Source organism: Streptomyces akebiae (assembly GCF_019599145.1).
GTDB classification, from domain to species: Bacteria; Actinomycetota; Actinomycetes; order Streptomycetales; family Streptomycetaceae; genus Streptomyces; species Streptomyces akebiae.
This window is the reverse complement of record NZ_CP080647.1, coordinates 4,670,361-4,688,752: the sequence shown is the minus strand read 5'-3', so window position 1 is coordinate 4,688,752 and position 18,392 is coordinate 4,670,361. Positions and strand designations below refer to the sequence as shown.

General features: G+C 69.7%; 15 protein-coding genes. 9 read left to right on the top strand and 6 right to left on the bottom strand.

What is annotated here, in order from left to right:
- Window positions 1-80: 80 nt before the first annotated feature.
- Both K1J60_RS20115 and K1J60_RS20110 read left to right on the top strand, forming a co-directional pair.
- The gene (locus K1J60_RS20115; protein WP_220647420.1) at window positions 81-911 is read left to right on the top strand and encodes a helix-turn-helix domain-containing protein; all 831 of its coding nucleotides are present in this window, start codon (window positions 81-83) and stop codon (window positions 909-911) included.
- Between the two features lie 11 nt (window positions 912-922).
- Complete coding sequence (locus tag K1J60_RS20110) at window positions 923-1,111, top strand: DUF397 domain-containing protein (protein WP_220647419.1); 189 nt, start codon at window positions 923-925, stop codon at window positions 1,109-1,111.
- Here the strand turns inward: K1J60_RS20110 and K1J60_RS20105 are convergent.
- Both K1J60_RS20105 and K1J60_RS20100 read right to left on the bottom strand, forming a co-directional pair.
- The gene (locus K1J60_RS20105; protein ID WP_220647418.1) at window positions 1,105-1,467 is read right to left on the bottom strand and encodes a hypothetical protein; all 363 of its coding nucleotides are present in this window, start codon (window positions 1,465-1,467) and stop codon (window positions 1,105-1,107) included. The genes K1J60_RS20110 and K1J60_RS20105 overlap by 7 nt on opposite strands.
- A 52-nt stretch (window positions 1,468-1,519) precedes the next feature.
- On the bottom strand, window positions 1,520-2,995 hold the full coding sequence (locus K1J60_RS20100; RefSeq protein ID WP_220647417.1) for an FG-GAP and VCBS repeat-containing protein: 1,476 nt from the start codon (window positions 2,993-2,995) through the stop codon (window positions 1,520-1,522).
- Between the two features lie 287 nt (window positions 2,996-3,282).
- Here K1J60_RS20100 and K1J60_RS20095 point away from each other — a divergent pair, with 287 nt between their 5' ends.
- Window positions 3,283-4,050, top strand: a complete 768-nt coding sequence (locus tag K1J60_RS20095) for a DUF6281 family protein (RefSeq protein WP_220647416.1) — start codon at window positions 3,283-3,285, stop codon at window positions 4,048-4,050.
- Window positions 4,051-4,155: 105 nt separating this feature from the next.
- Here K1J60_RS20095 and K1J60_RS20090 read toward each other — a convergent pair whose 3' ends face one another.
- Window positions 4,156-6,453: a (Fe-S)-binding protein gene (locus K1J60_RS20090; RefSeq protein ID WP_220647415.1), complete on the bottom strand. Its 2,298-nt coding sequence runs from the start codon at window positions 6,451-6,453 to the stop codon at window positions 4,156-4,158.
- Between the two features lie 289 nt (window positions 6,454-6,742).
- On the opposite strand from K1J60_RS20090, the gene K1J60_RS20085 reads away from it, so the two are divergent.
- The 5 genes from K1J60_RS20085 (at window position 6,743) to K1J60_RS20065 (ending at window position 12,680) form a co-directional block, all read left to right on the top strand.
- Window positions 6,743-7,942, top strand: coding sequence for an MraY family glycosyltransferase (locus K1J60_RS20085; protein ID WP_220647414.1), 1,200 nt, complete (start codon window positions 6,743-6,745; stop codon window positions 7,940-7,942).
- Window positions 7,943-8,440: 498 nt separating this feature from the next.
- Window positions 8,441-10,282: a molecular chaperone DnaK gene (gene dnaK, locus K1J60_RS20080; RefSeq protein WP_220647413.1), complete on the top strand. Its 1,842-nt coding sequence runs from the start codon at window positions 8,441-8,443 to the stop codon at window positions 10,280-10,282.
- Complete coding sequence (gene grpE / locus K1J60_RS20075; RefSeq protein ID WP_220647412.1) at window positions 10,279-10,974, top strand: nucleotide exchange factor GrpE; 696 nt, start codon at window positions 10,279-10,281, stop codon at window positions 10,972-10,974. The genes dnaK and grpE overlap by 4 nt, the downstream gene beginning before the upstream one ends.
- Window positions 10,975-11,043: 69 nt before the next feature.
- Window positions 11,044-12,222, top strand: coding sequence for a molecular chaperone DnaJ (gene dnaJ / locus K1J60_RS20070; RefSeq protein WP_220647411.1), 1,179 nt, complete (start codon window positions 11,044-11,046; stop codon window positions 12,220-12,222).
- A 5-nt stretch (window positions 12,223-12,227) separates the two neighbouring features.
- The gene (locus K1J60_RS20065; protein ID WP_220651567.1) at window positions 12,228-12,680 is read left to right on the top strand and encodes a heat shock protein transcriptional repressor HspR; all 453 of its coding nucleotides are present in this window, start codon (window positions 12,228-12,230) and stop codon (window positions 12,678-12,680) included.
- A 123-nt stretch (window positions 12,681-12,803) separates the two neighbouring features.
- On the opposite strand, the gene K1J60_RS20060 is transcribed toward K1J60_RS20065, so the two are convergent.
- Window positions 12,804-14,867, bottom strand: a complete 2,064-nt coding sequence (locus K1J60_RS20060; protein WP_259407809.1) for a PA14 domain-containing protein — start codon at window positions 14,865-14,867, stop codon at window positions 12,804-12,806.
- Between the two features lie 190 nt (window positions 14,868-15,057).
- Window positions 15,058-16,791, bottom strand: coding sequence for a fibronectin type III domain-containing protein (locus K1J60_RS20055; RefSeq protein WP_220647410.1), 1,734 nt, complete (start codon window positions 16,789-16,791; stop codon window positions 15,058-15,060).
- A 285-nt stretch (window positions 16,792-17,076) separates the two neighbouring features.
- Here K1J60_RS20055 and K1J60_RS20050 point away from each other — a divergent pair, with 285 nt between their 5' ends.
- Complete coding sequence (locus K1J60_RS20050) at window positions 17,077-17,733, top strand: Uma2 family endonuclease (RefSeq protein ID WP_220647409.1); 657 nt, start codon at window positions 17,077-17,079, stop codon at window positions 17,731-17,733.
- Between the two features lie 37 nt (window positions 17,734-17,770).
- Here K1J60_RS20050 and K1J60_RS20045 read toward each other — a convergent pair whose 3' ends face one another.
- Window positions 17,771-18,337 carry a hypothetical protein gene (locus K1J60_RS20045; protein ID WP_220647408.1) on the bottom strand — a complete coding sequence of 189 codons (567 nt, stop codon included), beginning with the start codon at window positions 18,335-18,337 and terminating at the stop codon, window positions 17,771-17,773.
- Between the last annotated feature and the right edge of the window lie 55 nt (window positions 18,338-18,392).

Here is an 18,392-nt window from a genome sequence, read left to right as displayed (position 1 = left end):
TGAATGTAGGGGTGAATACTCACCCCGGTCAAGCTGGACTGGGATACTGGTGCCTCCAACTGTCGGGAGGGAAGGGCCACATGCCGGCCAGAAGCATCGTCACCGCACGCCAGGCGCGGCTGGGCGCCGAGCTGCGCAAGCTGCGGGAACGGAGGGGGCAGTCGATCCGGGAGGCGTCCGATGCCACGGGGATCGCGCAGAGCAAGATCTCCATGATGGAGTCGGGCAATGTCGGCGTGAGTGCCGAGCGCGTGCGGTACCTGGCCGGGCAGTACGCCTGTGACGACGCCGCCCTCGTCGAGGCGTTGGCGGCCATGGCGACCGAGCGCGGGCGGGGCTGGTGGGAGGAGTACCGGGAGCGCGTACCGTCGGGGTATCTGGACCTGGCGGAGCTGGAACACCATGCCGCCCACCTGACCAACTTCGAGTGCGTGCATATTCCTGGGCTGCTGCAGACCGAGGGACAGGTACGGGCGATCTTCGAGGGCTCGGTGCCGAGGCTTTCGGAGGAGGAGCTGGAGACGCGGGTGGAGTTCAGGTTGCGTCGGCAGCGGGCTCTGGAGAGTGTGCGGTACCTGGCGTTGGTGCATGAGGCGGCGCTGCGGATCCGGGTGGCCGACCGGAAGGTGGCTCGGGAGCAGTTGTCGTATCTGTTGGAGAGCGAAGTCGCGGTGCGTGTGGTGCCGTTCGATGTGGACGGTTTCGCCGGGGTCGTCGATCCGGTGGTGTACGCGGGCGGCCCGGTTCCGCGGCTCGACACCGCCATGGTGGACAGTCAGCATGGCAGTGCCTTCCTGGACGCGGAGGCTCAGCTCGGGCGATACCGGCAGGTGCTGCGCAAGGTGGAGGCGGCGGCGTTGGAGGTCGTAGAGTCCCGCGAGTTCATCCACCGACTCGTACGAGAATGCTGAGGGGTCAGGGCATGGCGGACGGCATGGTGTGGCGTAAGTCCTCGTTCTCCAGCGGCGGTGATGCGGCCAACTGCCTTGAGATCGCGGCCCATCGCGAAGCTCTCCACCTCCGTGAGAGCGAGGAGCCCGGCCGGGTGGTGCGCTCCACCCCCGCCGGGCTCGCCGCCCTCATACGTGCGATACGTGAGCCGCGTTACTGAAGCATTCCCGTGACGACGTCACCGTTCACCTGCTGCACGCCCGTCGTCGTCACGCCCTTCGAGGTGCCCGGCAGGCGCAGCGAGCTGTTGTCGCCCATGACGTACAGGTCCGCCATGCCGTCGCGGTCGGTGTCGCGGAGGCGGACCGTGTGGCCGACGTAGTCGCCGGTGGCCAGGGCGCCCGGGACACCCGGTGAGTTGCGGGCGAACCACTGCGAACCCTGAGCCCCCAGGCCCGACTTGGCGCCGTACAGGACGTGCACCCCGCCCGCCTCGTCAGCGCGGTCCGGGCTGTGGTGAGGGTCGTCGTCAGGAGGGTGCTGCGGCTGCTGCGCACGGGGAGGGAGGGCCCGCATCCAAAGTGGATGCGGGCCCGAACTCTGGTTGTGCCTGTGGCGGTCGCCCGGGTCAGTTGGCCGCGTTCGCGCCGAAGACCGGCTGGCCGGAGGTGGAGACGCCGACCGCGGACGGGGCGATGGAGCGCGAGCCCGTCGTGGTGATCTTCGTACCGTCGGAGGGCAGGTAGAGCAGGGAACCGTTGAAGTCGTTCTCGCCGTATGCGCCGACCGTCAGGTCCGCCTTGCCGTCATTGGTGAGGTCGGTGAGCTTCACGTCGCTGCCGAGGCGGTCGTCCGTCTCGTCCGAACCGGGCACGCCCGCGGTGGACTGGGCGAAGTACTGGTAGCCGGAGGTCGTGTTCAGACCGGATTCCGTGCCGTACAGGATGGTCAGGGCGCCCGCGTTGACGACACCGCCGAGGTTCTCGCCGGGGGCGCCGACCACCAGGTCGGTCTTCCCGTCGCCGTTGACGTCGCCGAGGGACAGCTCGCTGCCGAACCAGTCGCCGCGCTCGGAGGAACCGGGCACGTTGCCGCTGTTCTGCGTCACCGCGACGGTGGTGCCCGGGCCGCCGGCGGTGCCGTAGACGACGTGGACCTTGCCGCCGGTGGACGACTCGGGCACCGAGGGCTGGCTGCCGTCCTTCGACGGGTCCCAGTCCTGGCCGGTGACGATGTCGCCGTAGCCGTCGCCGTTGATGTCGCCGATGCCGGTGATGATGCCGCGCTTCAGCTCCTGCGCGCCCGAGGCGCTCAGGCCGGAGGCGCTGCCGGGCACGTACCAGTTGGTGTTGTAGTGGTAGTCGCCGTCGGTCTCGTAGCCGTTGACGACGAGGTCGGTCCGCTTGTCACCGTTGACGTCGCCCGCGCTCATCACCAGCGTGCCGGTGCCCTGGCCGGAGAGGATGTCGGTGGTGAAGCTGTAGCGGCCGCCGTACGCGCCGGACTTGCTGATGCCGCCCTTGAAGACGTACACCCGGTTCGACGAGGAGCCGACCGCGAGGTCCTCCTTGCCGTCGCCGTCGAAGTCGCCGGACGCCAGCGCGGTGCCCCAGTAGTCGTGCGAGGAGACCGCCGGGTCCTTGACGGTGGTGGCGCCGGACAGGCCGTTCGCCGAGCCCCAGACGATGAGGACCGTGCCGCCGTCGGTGTCGCCGTCGACGTCCTCGCCCTGCGCCGACACGGCGAGGTCGTCGTAGCCGTCGTCGTTGTAGTCGCCGTACGCGCTGACCCAGCCGAAGGCGTCGTTCTTCTCGGCGCTGCCGGGTACGCCGGTGGTGTTCTGGCTGATCGTGGCGCGCTTCGTCGAGGTCACGCCGCTCGCCGAGCCGTACAGGGCGACGATCTGGCCGGCGCCCGTGGCGCCGCCGACGGTGGCGTTTCCGGCCGAGTACGCGACGTCGCCGTAGCCGTCGCCGTTGAAGTCGGCCACGGGCTGGTGGACCGAGTCGGCCGCCGTCGCCGTCACGGCCGAGAAGGTGAGCAGACCGCCCGTCAGCGCGGCCGCGGAGGCCGTCGCGAGGGCGAGTCGCAGATGCTTGTGCATGCGGGAATCTCCTGCTGCATGCGGACGTCTGGCAGACGTCCGCAGTCAATGGGGTGCCCTTTCTGTCCGCGTTGCCCGGAGTTCTCCGGGAGTTCACGGGAAAGTTGGCGAACAGGAGACCGGTGAGGGGACGGGAGGGTTGCACGGAAGTTCGAGAAAATTCTGTGACCTGTGCGACAGGGGGGTGCGGGGGTGTGCGCTGGTGGGTCGTCCGAACGTTTTCCCACGGTCGTGCGTCTGCGTGGCGAGGCAACGACGGACGAGCGGTCGAACCCGTGGGAGACAAGATGCTGAGCGGTACCCGTGTACGGAGCGCCCTGGCCGCCCTGGCGACGGTCCCCCTGGCCGTCGGGTGCGCGGCCCTGGGCACAGGGGGCACGAGTTCGGCCTTGTGCGTGTTCGCCGTGGACTACGACGACCGGCAGTACGTCGAGGCGGGCGAGGTCGGCTACACCCTCGGCGCCGAGGTGGGCACCGCGCGGGACTCGGTCTGCGAGGACCAGGGCGGTGGTGAGGAGGACCAGGTGGCGGCCGAGGACCTGACCGTCTACGCGGCGTACGCCGTCGAGGGCGTCGACACCGGGGACGCGATCGCGGTGCGCGAGTCGCCGGGGGACGAGGTGCGCGTCCTGGTGCACGCGGTGGAGGACGAGGGGGTGCGGGCGGCGGTCGAGCGGGTGTTCGGGGAGGGGAAGGGCTCGACTGACGGTGAGGGGGATGTCGGCGGCACCGACAGCGCCGGCGGGGAGGCGCCCGCGAAGTGCGCGTTCGTCGTGGAGTACGGAGGGGACAGCTACAGCGACCGCGGCGAGGTGGAGTTCGAGTTGGGGGCCAGGGCGGGGACGGCCCGTGCGGTGCCCTGCGGGGACACACCCGGCGAGGTCGACGCCACGGCCGAGCCGGCGGTGTACGAGGCGTACGAGGTCAAGGGGCTGGACCCGGCCGACGCCGTGGCGATCCGCCTCTCGCCGGAGGAGGAACCGTTCTTCGTGGTGCGTATGAGCGACGACCTGCCGCCGGAGATCGAGAAGCTGTTCCCGGCCGAAGAGTTCTGAGCCGCACGGGCTGTGACGGCCGGGCTGTGACGGCCGGGTCATGACGATGCCCCCGGTCCGAACCGGACCGGGGGCATCGTCATGACAACTGCCGTGCACGCGCGGCTACTTCACCGGCTGCGGCTCCGGCTCGCTCTCCGTCTCCGCCGTGCCCGCCGGGGGCTCGTCGTCGTCCGGGGCCGGGGTCTTGACGGACTCCAGCAGCAGCTGGGCGACGTCGACGACGGTGATGGACTCCTTGGCCTTGCCCTCGTTCTTCTTGCCGTTGACCGAGTCGGTCAGCATGACGAGGCAGAACGGGCAGGCGGTGGAGACGATGTCCGGGTTGAGGGAGAGGGCCTCGTCGACGCGCTCGTTGTTGATGCGCTTGCCGATCCGCTCCTCCATCCACATCCGCGCGCCACCGGCGCCGCAGCAGAAGCCGCGCTCCTTGTGGCGGTGCATCTCCTGCTGGCGCAGGCCCGGGACGGCGGTCATGATCTCGCGCGGGGGCGTGTAGATCTTGTTGTGGCGGCCCAGGTAGCAGGGGTCGTGGTACGTGATGATGCCCTCGACCGGGGTCACCGGGATCAGCTTGCCCTCGTCGACGAGGTGCTGGAGCAGCTGGGTGTGGTGGATGACCTCGTAGTCGCCGCCGAGCTGCGGGTACTCGTTGCCGAGGGTGTTGAGACAGTGCGGGCAGGTGGCGACGATCTTCTTCGCGGACTTCGGCTTCGCCGACTCGGGCACGACCTTGCCCTCGTCGTCCATCTCCTCGCCGAACGCCATGTTCAGCGCCATGACGTTCTCCATGCCGAGCTCCTGGAACAGGGGCTCGTTGCCGAGACGGCGGGCGGAGTCACCGGTGCACTTCTCGTCGCCGCCCATGATGGCGAACTTGACGCCCGCCATGTGGAGCAGCTCCGCGAAGGCCTTGGTGGTCTTCTTGGCGCGGTCCTCCAGGGCGCCGGCGCAGCCGACCCAGTACAGGTACTCGACCTCGCTGAGGTCCTCGATGTCCTTGCCGACGACCGGGACCTCGAACTCGACCTCCTTGAGCCACTCCAGGCGCTGCTTCTTCGCCAGGCCCCAGGGGTTGCCCTTCTTCTCCAGGTTCTTGAGCATCGTGCCCGCCTCGGACGGGAACGCGGACTCGATCATCACCTGGTAGCGGCGCATGTCGACGATGTGGTCGACGTGCTCGATGTCGACGGGGCACTGCTCGACGCAGGCGCCGCAGGTGGTGCAGGACCACAGGACGTCCGGGTCGATGACGCCGTTCTCCTCGACGGTCCCGATCAGCGGCCGCTCGGCCTCCGCGAGCGCGGAAGCGGGCACTGAAGCCAGCTGCTCCTCGGACGCCTTCTCCTCGCCCTCCATGGTCTTGCCGCCACCGGCGAGGAGGTACGGGGCCTTGGCGTGCGCGTGGTCGCGCAGCGACATGATCAGCAGCTTCGGCGAGAGCGGCTTGCCGGTGTTCCAGGCCGGGCACTGCGACTGGCAGCGACCGCACTCGGTGCAGGTCGAGAAGTCGAGGATGCCCTTCCAGGAGAACTGCTCCACCTGGGAGACGCCGAAGACGTCGTCGTCGCCGGGGTCGGTGAAGTCGATCGGCTTGCCGCCGGAGGTCATCGGCTGCAGGCCGCCCAGCGCCGTGGCGCCGTCCGCGTTGCGCTTGAACCAGATGTTCGGGAAGCCGAGGAAGCGGTGCCAGGCGACACCCATGTTGGTGTTCAGCGAGACCGTGATCATCCAGATCAGCGAGACGCCGATCTTGATCATGGCGACGAAGTACACCAGGTTCTGGAGGGTGCTGGGGTCGAGGTCCTTGAAGGCGAGGACCAGCGGGTACGAGGCGAAGTAACCGGCCTCGTAGTGGTCCACGTGGTGGATGGCGCCCTCAAGGCCGCGCAGGGTGTAGATCGCGAGGCCGATGGTGAGGATGACGTACTCGACGAAGTACGCCTGCCAGGCCTTGGAGCCCGCGAAACGCGACTTGCGGCCGGCCCGGGAGGGCAGGTTGAGCAGCCGGATGGCGATCAGCACCAGGATGCCGAGGATCGTCATCACACCGATGAACTCGATGTACATCTCGAACGGCAGGAAGCCGCCGATGACCGGCAGCGTCCAGTCGGCCTGGAACAGCTGGCCGTATGCCTGGGCGAGGGTCGGCGGCAGCGTCAGGAAGCCGATCGCGACGAACCAGTGGGCGAAGCCCACGATCCCCCACCGGTTCATCCGGGTGTGGCCGAGGAACTCCCGGGCCAGGGTGATCGTGCGCGCCTTCGGGTCGTCCGTACGGCTGCCCGCCGGCACCGGTTGACCGAGCTTCACGAACCGGTAGATCTGCGCCACGGCTCGGGCGATGAGCGCAACGCCGACCACGGTCAGGACCAACGACACGATGATCGCGGCGAGTTGCATTTCGGGGCTCCTCGGGCCTGCGAGGGGTTTTCTCCGGGGTACCCGCCCGGGTGCCTCGGAGATCCATGGAGATCATTACTAAGCGGTAACTTATGCAGTCCGTCTGAGACTACCCAGTTCTTCAGCCGCACTGTAGCCAGGGGGGCGGTGATCTGCGTCGCTGAGGGTTGCCTGAGTGCGGGCCTGTCGGGGCCGGGGTGGGGGTCTGCGGACATCCGGGCGAACGTGCTGTTTCAAAACGATCGTGTTATTCATAAGAAATTGTGACATTCACCCCTAACGTGGATCCGTGCTGTACGGAATCCTCGCTGCCGCGTCCGCCCTGTTGCTGACCGCCGTGCTCTCGGCGACCGTCCGCGTGCCCGCGCTGCGGCTGGGGATCGTGGAACGCCGGCGCGGGCGGCGGGTGCCGTTGCTCGGGGGTGTCGCCGTGATGGGCGGCGTGGGCGCCGTGGCGTGGGTGGGGGAGTGGAGCGGGGTCGCTCCGCTCGGGCGTGAGGCCGGATGGCTGATCGTCGTCGGGGCGGGGCTCGGGGTGTTCGGTCTGCTCGGTGATGTGTGGCGACTGCCGGCCGTGGTGCGGGCGGCGGGGGTGGTCGTCGGCGCCGCGGTGGTGGTGCCATACAGCGAACTCGGCGTGCTGGGCGGGATGGTGGGGGTCGTCTGGATCGCCCTGGTGGTGCACGGGTTCAAGGGGATGGGACGTTCCGACGGGGTGCTCGGCGTGGTCGGCGCGGTCACCGCGTTCGCGTTGAGCGGGTGCGCGGCGGCCGAGGTCATGGACGGGCTGGCCACGCTGTTCAGCGTGCTGGCCGCGGCGCTCACCGGGTTCCTGATGCACAACTGGCCGCCCGCGCGCGTCGTGCTCGGCACGTGCGGGGCGTTGTTCGTGGGCTTCCTGCTCGCGGGGGGTGTGCTGCACGTGTACGCCGTCGGGTACGGGGCCGGTGTCGGGGCCCCCTTCGCCCTCACGGCCGTGGCGACCGCCGACGCGGTCCTCGTCCTGGTCTCGCGGAAACGGGCGGGGCGGGAGCTGTGGCGGGGCGGGCCCGACCATCTCGCCCACCGGCTGCGACGGATCGGGCTCACGCCGCCCGGGGCGGTGGTCGTGATGGGGGTCGCGGCCGCGGGTTCCACGGGTGTGGGGCTCGCCATCCACATGCTGTGGACCGAGCCGCGCACCGCGTGGTGGGTGGCGGGGGCGACCGCCCTGGTCGTCCTGGGGATGCTCTTCGTCCCGCCCGGCACGGCCAGACCGTCCCCCACCGCCGCGCGCCCCGCCCCCACGGGCATCCACCGCCCCCGCCCCACCGGCGTCCACCGCCCCACCATGACCCGCCCGGTCCCCACGGGCGCCCACCGCCCCTCTGACCGGGTCACCCGCCCCCGCCCCATCCCCGGAGGCCGCGCCCCCGGCCCCGTGTCCCGCCCCGGCCGCTTCCGCGAACAGGAGGCGGCGGAGCTGGGGCGGAGGGGGTGGGTGGGATAGGGGGCCGGGGGCGCGGCCTCCGGGGACGGGGCGGGGTGGTGGCGCGGCTGATGGGGCGGGACGGGGTGGGTGGCTGAGCGAGTGTCGTGAGGAGGGCGGAGAGGCTGTTGGTCCGAGGTGGGCGGCTGCGGCGCGTGGAGAGTGGCGGGATCTCGCTGTTCGGTACGGCGCGACCATCGCGGACCGCCCACCGGCGGCCTCCGGCCGTGCGCCACGGGCCTCTGCTCAGCCGTCGGCGACGCGCCCCGGCGCACCACCGCCGTGGCGTCGCCCGGGGGGCGGAGGTCAGGGGGACGGGCTGGTCCGTGGGCGTACGGCGACCACTGCTCGGCGCCCCTCGATTGGCGCCCCTGTGGACATATAAGCGCAGGTCAGCAGATGGTTGCGTATAAGGAAAACATAAGAGTTGAGCCCCCTCGACTCAGCTCTGTTGACCCAGCGGTGGGCGTCATGCACACTTGAGTCCGTTCCACTCAAGTCATTGTTGGAGGAATTGAAATGGCACGTGCGGTCGGCATCGACCTGGGCACGACTAACTCCGTCGTCAGCGTTCTGGAGGGCGGCGAGCCCACCGTGATCACCAACGCCGAGGGCGCCAGGACCACGCCGTCCGTCGTCGCCTTCGCCAAGAACGGTGAGGTGCTCGTCGGCGAGGTCGCCAAGCGTCAGGCGGTCACGAACGTGGACCGGACCATTCGGTCCGTCAAGCGTCACATGGGCACGGACTGGAAGATCGAGCTCGACGGGAAGCACTTCAACCCGCAGCAGATGAGCGCCTTCATCCTGCAGAAGCTGAAGCGCGACGCCGAGGCCTACCTGGGCGAGAAGGTCGCGGACGCGGTCATCACCGTCCCGGCGTACTTCAACGACTCCGAGCGTCAGGCGACGAAGGAGGCCGGTGAGATCGCGGGTCTGAACGTCCTGCGCATCGTCAACGAGCCCACCGCCGCCGCCCTCGCCTACGGCCTCGACAAGGACGACCAGACGATCCTGGTCTTCGACCTCGGTGGCGGCACCTTCGACGTGTCGCTCCTGGAGATCGGTGACGGCGTCGTCGAGGTGAAGGCCACCAACGGTGACAACCACCTCGGTGGTGACGACTGGGACCAGCGCGTCGTCGACTACCTGGTGCAGCAGTTCCGCGCCGGCCACGGTGTGGACCTCGCCAAGGACAAGATGGCGCTGCAGCGTCTGCGCGAGGCCGCCGAGAAGGCGAAGATCGAGCTCTCCTCGTCCACCGAGACCTCGATCAACCTGCCCTACATCACCGCCTCCGCCGAGGGCCCGCTGCACCTGGACGAGAAGCTCACCCGGGCCCAGTTCCAGCAGCTGACGGCCGACCTGCTGGAGCGCTGCAAGACGCCGTTCCACAACGTCATCAAGGACGCCGGGATCGCCCTCTCCGAGATCGACCACGTCGTTCTCGTCGGTGGGTCGACGCGTATGCCGGCCGTCGCCGAACTGGTCAAGGAACTGACCGGTGGCAAGGAGGCCAACAAGGGGGTCAACCCCGACGAGGTCGTCGCCATCGGTGCCTCCCTCCAGGCCGGTGTCCTGAAGGGCGAGGTCAAGGACGTCCTGCTCCTCGACGTCACCCCGCTGTCCCTCGGTATCGAGACCAAGGGCGGCATCATGACCAAGCTCATCGAGCGGAACACCACGATCCCGACCAAGCGGTCCGAGATCTTCACCACGGCCGAGGACAACCAGCCGTCCGTGCAGATCCAGGTCTACCAGGGCGAGCGCGAGATCGCGGCGTACAACAAGAAGCTCGGGATGTTCGAGCTCACCGGTCTGCCGCCGGCGCCCCGTGGCGTCCCGCAGATCGAGGTGTCCTTCGACATCGACGCCAACGGCATCATGCACGTGACCGCGAAGGACCTGGGCACGGGCAAGGAGCAGAAGATGACCGTCACCGGCGGCTCCTCGCTGCCGAAGGACGAGGTCGACCGGATGCGCCAGGAGGCCGAGCAGTACGCGGAGGAGGACCACCGCCGCCGCGAGGCCGCCGAGACCCGCAACCAGGGCGAGCAGCTCGTCTACCAGACCGAGAAGTTCCTCAAGGACAACGAGGACAAGGTCCCCGGTGACATCAAGACCGAGGTCGAGGCGTCCGTCGCCGAGCTGAAGGTAGTGCTCAAGGGCGAGGACACCGCCGAGATCCGCACGGCCACCGAGAAGGTCGCGGCCGTCTCGCAGAAGCTCGGCCAGGCCCTCTACGCCGACGCCCAGGCCGCGCAGGCCGCGGGCGGCGAGGCCGGCGCCGGTGACGCCAAGGCCGACGATGACGTCGTCGACGCCGAGATCGTCGACGAGGACCGTAAGGACGGTGCCGCGTGACGGAGGAGACCCCGGGCTTCGACGAGCAGCAGCCGCAGTCGGCTCAGCCGCAGCAGCCTGATGTCCCCTCCGGCTCCGAGGACGCCGAGTCGAAGGCCGCCCCCCAGGAGGGGGCGGCCCCGGCCGGGGACGCGGCAGCGACGGCCCAGGTGGCCGGTCTGACGGCGCAGCTGGACCAGGTGCGTACGGCGCTCGGTGAGCGCACGGCGGACCTCCAGCGCCTCCAGGCCGAGTACCAGAACTACCGTCGACGGGTCGAGCGCGACCGGATCACGGTCAAGGAGATCGCCATCGCGAACCTCCTGACCGAACTCCTGCCCGTGCTCGACGACATCGGCCGGGCGCGGGAGCACGGCGAACTCGTCGGCGGCTTCAAGTCCGTCGCCGAGTCCCTCGAGACCGTCGCCGCGAAGATGGGCCTTCAGCAGTTCGGCAAGGAGGGCGAGCCCTTCGACCCGACGATCCACGAGGCCCTGATGCACAGCTACGCGCCCGACGTCACCGAGACGACGTGCGTGGCGATTCTCCAGCCGGGGTATCGCATCGGCGAGCGCACCATCCGCCCCGCGCGGGTGGCCGTGGCCGAGCCCCAGCCGGGGGCGCAGCCCGCCAAGGCCGAGGGCTCCGAGGAGCAGGCGGCGGGTGCCTCCGGTGCCGACGACAAGGAGAGCGGTGGCCCGGACGAGGGCTGACGCCGACGGCGTCGTACACGGCGAGGTGCGCGGCGGCGTGCACGGTGAGCGGAAGGAGGGACGTCGAGGATGAGTACCAAGGACTTCATCGAGAAGGACTACTACAAGGTCCTCGGCGTCCCCAAGGACGCCACCGAGGCCGAGATCAAGAAGGCGTACCGCAAACTCGCCCGCGAGTTCCACCCGGACGCCAACAAGGGGAACACCAAGGCCGAGGAGCGCTTCAAGGAGATCTCCGAGGCCAACGACATCCTCGGTGACCCCAAGAAGCGCAAGGAGTACGACGAGGCCCGCGCCCTCTTCGGCAACGGTGGCTTCCGCCCCGGACCCGGCGCCGGCGGCGGCTCGTTCAACTTCGACCTGGGCGACCTCTTCGGAGGCGGCGCCCAGGGCGGTGGCCAGGCGGGCGGCTTCGGCGGGGGCATCGGCGATGTCTTCGGCGGCCTGTTCAACCGGGGCAGCTCCGGCACCACGCGGGTGCAGCCCCGGCGCGGCCAGGACATCGAGTCCGAGGTCACGTTGAGCTTCACCGAGGCCATCGAGGGCGCGACCGTCCCGCTCAGGATGTCCTCGCAGTCGCCCTGCAAGGCCTGTTCGGGCACCGGCGACGCCAACGGCACACCCCGGGTGTGCCCGACGTGCGTCGGCACCGGCCAGGTCGCGCGGGGCTCCGGCGGCGGCTTCTCCCTGACGGACCCCTGCCCGGACTGCAAGGGCCGCGGTCTGATCGCCGAGCACCCCTGCGACATCTGCAAGGGCTCCGGCCGCGCCAAGTCCTCCCGCACCATGCAGGTCCGGATCCCGGCGGGCGTCTCCGACGGCCAGCGGATCCGGCTGCGCGGCAAGGGCGCCCCCGGCGAGCGGGGCGGCCCGGCGGGCGACCTGTACGTCGTCGTGCACGTCGACCCGCACCCGGTGTTCGGCCGCAAGGACGACAACCTCACGGTGACCGTCCCGGTGACGTACCCCGAGGCGGCGCTCGGCGGAGAGGTCCGGGTCCCGACCCTGGGCGGACCGCCGGTCACCCTGAAACTGCCTCCGGGCACCCCCAACGGCCGTACGATGCGGGCCCGGGGCAAGGGCGCCTTCCGCAAGGACGGCACCCGTGGGGACCTGTTGATCACCGTCGAGGTGAGTGTCCCGAAGGACCTGTCGGGGAAGGCTCGTGACGCGCTGGAGGCGTATCGCGAGGCGACCGCGGGTGAGGACCCGCGAGCGGAGCTGTTCCAGGCCGCGAAGGGAGCATGAATGTGATGGACGGCCGCCGTAGGAACCCTTATGAGCTGACGGAAGAGACACCGGTGTACGTCATCTCGGTGGCCGCCCAGCTCTCCGGTCTGCACCCGCAGACCCTGCGCCAGTACGACCGTCTCGGCCTGGTCTCCCCGGACCGCACCGCCGGGCGCGGCCGTCGCTACTCGGCCCGTGACATCGAACTGCTGCGCACCGTCCAGCAGTTGTCGCAGGACGAGGGCATCAACCTGGCCGGCATCAAGCGCATCATCGAACTGGAGAACCAGGTCGCCGCGCTCCAGTCGCGGGTGGCCGAGATGGAGGCGGCCCTCGACGGTGCCGCCGCGGCCATGCGCCAGCGCGAGGCCGCCGTCCACGCGTCGTACCGGCGCGATCTGGTGCCCTACCAGGAAGTGCAGCAGAGCAGCGCGTTGGTGGTGTGGCGGCCGAAGGGGCGACAGGCGTCCGACTGACGGTTCGTCAAGTACGGTCAGGGGCCCGGAGGTTCAGGTGAACCTCCGGGCCCCTGCTGTGACGTCTGGGTGGGATCGCTGTGGTCCTTGGGGCCTTGGGGCGTGCGAGGGGACCTCGCGTGCTCAGGGGGCCAGGGCCACCCAGGCGTCGCCGGGGGGCGATTCGGTGCCGTCGGCGTGGAGGGCGGTCACCCAGTAGAAGTGGGTGGTGCCGGCGGCGGCCGTGGTGTCGGTGTACGACGTGCCGGTGACCGGGTCGGCGGTCAGGGGCTCGTAGGCGGCTGTGGCCGGGTTCCACCGGTACACCCGGTAACCGGTGATGTCCGTCCCGTTGTACGAGCTGGACAGCTCCCAGGTGAGGTCGACCGCGGCCGCGCCGTCGGCGGCCCGTGCGTTCACGCTGACCAGCCAGTCCGCGGGGGTCTCCACGGTGGGCCGCAGGTCGAGCTCGGTGACGGTCGTGGACACCATCTTGTCGGCCGACGTGTAGTTGGAGTTGCCCGAGGTGTCCACCGCGTCCACGAAGTACGTGTGGTGCTCGCCGTCCTGGAGGTTCGCCGCGTCGACGAGCCGGCTGGTGCCCGCCTCGACCGTGCCCACATGCGTGTACCCGGTCCCGTCGTCCACCGTGCTGACCCGGAACACGTTGTACTCGGCGAGGTCGGCGACCGGGCTGTCGTCCCAGTCCAGGACCGTGCCGTACTCGGTGGCGGTGGCCGTGAACCCGGTGACGAGCGGCGGGGCGGTGCCGTCGCCGTAGCCGTGGGAGATGGTCTGCGAGGGGGCCGACTCCCGGCCGAGCGCGTCGACGGTCGTCACCCAGTACACGTAGAACCCGTCGTCGGGGCTCGGCACGACCGTGGTGTCGGTGCAGGTGTAGCTGTACTTGGTGCCGTAGGCGGTGTCGGCGAGCTTCGGTTCGCAGGGCACCACCTGGGAGTCGACGACGTCGAAGGTCCCGGTCGCCTCGTCGAAGCGGCGCTCCTCGCGGTGGACCCGGAACTCGGTCGGCGCGTACGGCGACACGTCCCAGCGCAGATCGACGCCGCCGCCGTCCTCCGGCCGGTTCTCCGTCTTCCAGAAGTAAGGCACCGCGAGCGGCCTGGCGATCGACACCACCGACGAGTACGCGGTGTTGCCCGCCGCGTCCGACACCGCGACCTTGTAGTACGAGGTCTCCCCGTACGGGGCGGTGGCATCGGTCGCCGAGTTGCCCCAGGGGCCCTTGACCTCCTCGAACGGCCCGTCGGGCGAGGCGGCCCTCAGCAGCCGGTTCGTCTCGGCCCCCTCGGACATCCACCAGAGGGACACCCCGTCGAGGGAGGACTCACCGCTGACCTTCAGATCCCGGACGGTCGGCGGGATCCGGTCCACCGTGGTGACCAACTGATCGGCCGTACCCGCCGACCCATTGCCCGCCCTGTCGTAGGCGCGGACCTCGTAGTAGTACGCCGCGCCCGACTTCGGCAGCCCGGTATCGGTGTACGAGGTGGAGGTGGTCGTCGCGAGCGGCGTGCTGCCGAACGAAGCGCCCTTGAGCCGCCGGTAGACCTTGTACCCGGCGAGGTCCATCTCCTTGTTCTTCGCCCAGGTCAGCTTGGCCCGGCCCGTCTCCGAGTCGTACGACACCGAAGTCCCGGTCGGGACAAGGGGCTTGACCGTGTCGACGGTGGCGGAGGTGCGGGGCGTGTACGTGAACTTGACCTTGGCGGAGCCGGTCCAGTTGACGTAGTCGACGCGGAGGGTGTGCTTGCCGGAGGGGATGGTGAGGTTGAGGGTCTTGGAGACGGTCGTGGTGCCGTTCTTCCAGAGGTCGATCTTGCGGGCGCCGGTGGTGCCGGGGTCGAGGTAGACGCGGATGCCGTCGAGGCCGGTGGCGGAGAGGGTGAAGGGGCCGCCGGAGCCGAAGTCGCGGGTCACGGTCCAGCGGACGCCGAAGTTGTTGGACGGCAGGCCGGTGGCGGGAGCGCCGGTCCCCCAGTTCTGGTCGATCGCGCTGTCGCAGTCCGTCTTCTTCGGGGTGCCGGAGAAGGTGGTGTTCGCGAAGAACTGCCGCTTGAAGACGGGGGAGGTGCACGTGACGGCGGCGGACGCGGGCGCGGAGGCCGCGGTGAGCAGCCCACCAGCGGTGGCGAGCACGACAGCGGTCGCGCCGGCCGTACGTCTGACTGGGGTTTTCGGGATCACTTGGGTCCTTCTGCGCCGGTGCCTGGGTGGGATGCCTGGTGCCTGTTCGTCAGCGGTCAGGGACCTACCGCCGACGAACAGACAGCTGAGGTGGGGGATTGGTTGTACGGGGCCGTGGGGCGCGTGTGTCGGTCGAGGTCCGGGCCCCAGGCGCCCAGGTATCGGGCCGCCTCCTCGTAGGGAGCGCGCGTTACGCGTCCGGTGCGCCGACCGGTTCCGTCAAGGTGACGTACGAGAACTCCTCGCCTGTGCCGAAGCGGGAGTTGCCATGGATGTCCACGGCGATGACCGCCCAGCGGACGGTCTCGCCGCGAGAGCCGTACAACTCCTGGACGTGACTCAGGGGTTCATCGGGGTCCGTCCATCCCGCGTGCACCGAGTTCCACAGCTCGTACTGCCAGGTGCCGTCGACGAGTTGGCCCCGGTAGACGTCATAGTGGTCCACCTCGTCCGCCTCGGGGTTGCTTCGCCATGTCAGCTCGACATCCTGACCGACGATGGCCCCGGTCAGGCCGGTGACGGCCGCCGGGGCGAGGCCGGCCGTGGGAGCCACGGCCGTGGCCGATGCCGAGGCGGCGGACTCGTTCTCGGCGAAGTCGACCGCGGTCACCGTGTAGGTGTACGTAAGGCCGTGTCGAACGCCGGAGTCCACGAACGACGTCTGCGTGGAACGCACCGTGTCCACGAGCTTGTTGCCGCGGTAGATCCGGTAGTGCGACAGATCCTGGGCGATCGGAGTCTTCGGAGCCTGCCAGGTCAACCCGATGCCGGCCGCCGGTTTCGTCGTCGCGGTCAGACCGGTGGGCGCGGAAGGGGCGTGATCACCCCGCGAGACGTGGGTGCCCGCGGACTTCGCTGACTTGTTGCCGGCCTCGTCGACCGCGGTGACCCAGTAGCTGTAGTCGAGGTTCTCCTTCACCGTGGTGTCGAGCCAGGAGGTGGACGTCACCTTCGCCACCTGGACCACGGGGTTGTCGCCGCCGTCGTCGTCCCAGCGCCGGTGGACGAGGTGGTACGCCGCGCCCGGCACGGCGTTCCACGCCAGCGTGACCCCCGGCTGCCCATCGGTCGCCTCGACATGGGAGGGAACGGGGGGCGGGGTCCGGTCGACCGTCGTGACCGACCGGTCCGCGCTGCCGGCCGACTCGTTGCCGGCCTTGTCGTAGGCGCGGACCTCGTACACGTACGTCTCACCGGTCTTCGCCAGAGTGGCGTCGGTGTACGCAGAGGAGCCGGCTGCCGTATCGGTCAGTCTCTTCCAGCTGTCACTGGTCGCGGGGCGACGAAGGACCCGGTATCCGGCCAGGTCCATCTCCTTGTTCCTGGACCAGGCGATCTTGGCTTTGCCGGTGGCCTTGTCGTACGCCACGGTCGGGGCGGTCGGCGTCAGCGGGGCGACCTTGTCGATGGTGGCGGAGGTGCGGGGTGTGTAGGTGAAGTTGACCTTGGCGGAGCCGGTCCAGTTGACGTAGTCGACGCGGAGGGTGTGCTTGCCGGAGGGGATGGTGAGGTTGAGGGTCTTGGAGACGGTCGTGGTGCCGTTCTTCCAGAGGTCGATCTTGCGGGCGCCGGTGGTGCCGGGGTCGAGGTAGACGCGGATGCCGTCGAGGCCGGTGGCGGAGAGGGTGAAGGGGCCGCCGGAGCCGAAGTCGCGGGTCACGGTCCAGCGGACGCCGAAGTTGTTGGACGGCAGGCCGGTGGCGGGTGCGCCGGTGCCCCAGTTCTCGCTGATCTCCGCGTCGCAGTCCGTCTTCTTCGGCGTACCGGAGAAGGTGGTGTTCGCGAAGAGCTGCCGCTTGAAGGTGGGGGAGGCACAGGTGACGGCCGCGTTCGCGGACGTGGCGGTCACCGCGAGCAGGCCGCCTACGGCGGCGAACACGACTACGCCCGCCACTGCCGCCGTCGAGCGTCTGACTGAGGTCATGGGGTCCTTCAGGGGATGCCGATCGTCGTCGGCAGGGGACACCGCCGACGACGATCAGACGATTGGGGTGGGGGGATGGTTGTACGGGGTGGGTGAGACGGGGGAGGAAGGAGGGGCGCGAAGGGGGTGGTGAGAGCCAGGGCTTGTTGAGCGAATCGTTGCTGCGTCACCAGTTCGAGTGAAGTGGAGCCGTTTTCGCAGGTGAGCCACGGTGGCCGCCTAGCGTGGCGGCGTTGCTTGTGGGTTGAGCACGCCAAGCCCACACTTGAGAGGAGGTGCCACACCATGACCGCGCTGATGCATGAGAGGCCGGAGGCCATGCCTGAGATCAGGACCGATCCCGAGCCGGTCTCGTCCCTTTCCGAACTGGACGAAGTCGTGTGGCAGGCATGGAAGGCCATCGAACTCCCCGAGGGCTACCGAGCCGAGATCATCGAGGGAGCCATCGAGTTGTCGCCCACCGGCCGTCACTCGCACAGTCAGACGGTGAACCTCTTCCGGGACGACCTGGCCGATCACCTGAGGGGTGGTGACTTCGTCGCGAGACAGGACGGGAACATCATCCACGAAGGCCGCGTGTGGGTACCGGATCTGTTCGTTGTGCCGCGGGACAGCGAACGGTACGTGACCGCTGACGGCCTGGGCATTGTTGCCTCAGCCGTTCGGCTCATCGTCGAGGTCGTCTCTCCCGGCAAGCACAATCAGGACCGCGACCGGATCAGGAAGCGCCGTGAGTACGCTCGCGCGGGAATTCCGGTGTACGTCACCATCGATGACTACGACGGCGGGGGCGCTGTCACGCTCTTCACCAGACCGAGCCCCGAGAAGGCGGACTGGGAGGACATCCACCGTGTCCCCTACGGCACGGAGGTCGTCATCCCGGAAGGGCCGGCCAAGGGCTTCGTCATCGGCGAGGCGATCACGGGGCCGAAGCGGGACTGAATTCCGGCCCGCTCCGGTGACGTCCTCGGGGCCCCGGTCAGTCGCCCACGCCGAGCCCTGGGCCGGGGCGCTCGTGGCCGGGCGGCAGCTGCCGGGGCTGCTGGGTGGTGGGGCGGGGCACGCCGGATGTGCCGCGTGGACGCATGCCGACTTCCCAGAGGGGGATGTCGGGTGCGGCTCGGTCGGCGGTGGGTGTGGTGGGCTGCGGCGGGGTGGCGCTCGCGGGGCCTCCGGCCGGTGTTTCCGGCTCCGTCTTCGTGGCCGTTTTCGGGGCCGCGCCGAAGCAGTTGTCGATGCGGGCCTTGCCGGGGCTCAGGTCGGCGGTGAGGGCGTCCATCAGCGGTGACGATGGCAGGACGTCGAGTACCGTGCGGGCGTCCGCACCGCCCCGCTCTGCCTGGGTCAGCCAGGCCCGCAGCTCGCCCGCGTGGGGCAGGCCCTCGTCCTCCAACTCCCGCAACCGGTCACCGATCAGCCGCACGGCCTCGCTGCGGCTCTCCACGGCGTGGTCCCCGCGTGGCATGCCGGGGACGACTTCGGGGGTCAGACCGGTGGCGATGCTCGGGACGCCGTCGCAGGCCACCCACAGCGGGGGGTGGGGCATCCTTGCCGTCCACCGCCGGTCGCTGGATCTCGGCGAGGAGTTCGCCGTCGCGGCC

Excerpts from the sequence above, each read along its gene's own strand:
- K1J60_RS20050 (WP_220647409.1), top strand. The coding sequence starts at position 17,077 with ATGACCGCGCTGATGCATGAGAGGCCGGAGGCCATGCCTGAGATCAGG.
- K1J60_RS20055 (WP_220647410.1), bottom strand. The coding sequence starts at position 16,791 with ATGACCTCAGTCAGACGCTCGACGGCGGCAGTGGCGGGCGTAGTCGTG.
- K1J60_RS20095 (WP_220647416.1), top strand. The coding sequence starts at position 3,283 with ATGCTGAGCGGTACCCGTGTACGGAGCGCCCTGGCCGCCCTGGCGACG.
- K1J60_RS20115 (WP_220647420.1), top strand. The coding sequence starts at position 81 with ATGCCGGCCAGAAGCATCGTCACCGCACGCCAGGCGCGGCTGGGCGCC.
- K1J60_RS20105 (WP_220647418.1), bottom strand. The coding sequence starts at position 1,467 with ATGCGGGCCCTCCCTCCCCGTGCGCAGCAGCCGCAGCACCCTCCTGAC.
- K1J60_RS20110 (WP_220647419.1), top strand. The coding sequence starts at position 923 with ATGGCGGACGGCATGGTGTGGCGTAAGTCCTCGTTCTCCAGCGGCGGT.
- K1J60_RS20065 (WP_220651567.1), top strand. The coding sequence starts at position 12,228 with ATGGACGGCCGCCGTAGGAACCCTTATGAGCTGACGGAAGAGACACCG.
- dnaJ (WP_220647411.1), top strand. The coding sequence starts at position 11,044 with ATGAGTACCAAGGACTTCATCGAGAAGGACTACTACAAGGTCCTCGGC.
- dnaK (WP_220647413.1), top strand. The coding sequence starts at position 8,441 with ATGGCACGTGCGGTCGGCATCGACCTGGGCACGACTAACTCCGTCGTC.
- K1J60_RS20100 (WP_220647417.1), bottom strand. The coding sequence starts at position 2,995 with ATGCACAAGCATCTGCGACTCGCCCTCGCGACGGCCTCCGCGGCCGCG.
- K1J60_RS20045 (WP_220647408.1), bottom strand. The coding sequence starts at position 18,337 with ATGCCCCACCCCCCGCTGTGGGTGGCCTGCGACGGCGTCCCGAGCATC.
- K1J60_RS20090 (WP_220647415.1), bottom strand. The coding sequence starts at position 6,453 with ATGCAACTCGCCGCGATCATCGTGTCGTTGGTCCTGACCGTGGTCGGC.